The sequence below is a fragment of the Haladaptatus rarus genome, from assembly GCF_054177585.1.
In genome coordinates this window covers 1-552 of the sequence record NZ_JBPEHG010000047.1, presented here as the reverse complement: position 1 = coordinate 552, position 552 = coordinate 1, and the positions used below count along the sequence as shown (strand labels likewise).

Below are 552 nucleotides of genomic sequence, written 5' to 3'. Positions count from 1 at the left end.
AACGTAACCGCTTTGCTCGTGAAGCGGGAGATCTTGGACATTGAGCATCCGGACTCTTCCGCTTCAACTCCTTCGAATTAACGGACGAATCCGACGCCGTCTAGTGATTCACCAGAGCCACGCGATGAAATATTTCACTAGATATCATCAGGTCATCCACGTACGTACCTCTCTCCTGGAGGAGACGATGACTATACCTAGCTCAAACGGAGGAACCGTGACTCAGACAACCATCACCAGCCGGGAGGGGTCGACGACCACACTGTCCGGGGAAACGATCGAGGCGTTCAGCCAGCGTGTGCGCGGGGCGCTGCTGTTTCCATCAGATTCAGGCTTTGAGGAAGCGACACGGCTCTGGAACGGGATGATCGAGAAGACGCCAGCACTGGTCGTACAGCCGACAGGCACCGCCGACATCGTCGCCGCAGTCGATTTCGCCCGCGAGCACGACCTCGCACTCTCGGTGAAAGGCGGGGGCCATAACATCGCCGGCACCGCACTGGTCGACGGCGGCCTCACCATCGATATGGCCCAGCTCCGGGGGGTGCTCGT

At 59.1% G+C, this 552-nt stretch carries 1 protein-coding gene; it reads left to right on the top strand.

Annotated elements, in window-relative coordinates:
- Positions 1-217: 217 nt before the first annotated feature.
- On the top strand, positions 218-552 hold a 335-nt coding region (locus ACR3FE_RS27765; RefSeq protein ID WP_458211089.1), incomplete at its 3' end, for an FAD-binding oxidoreductase.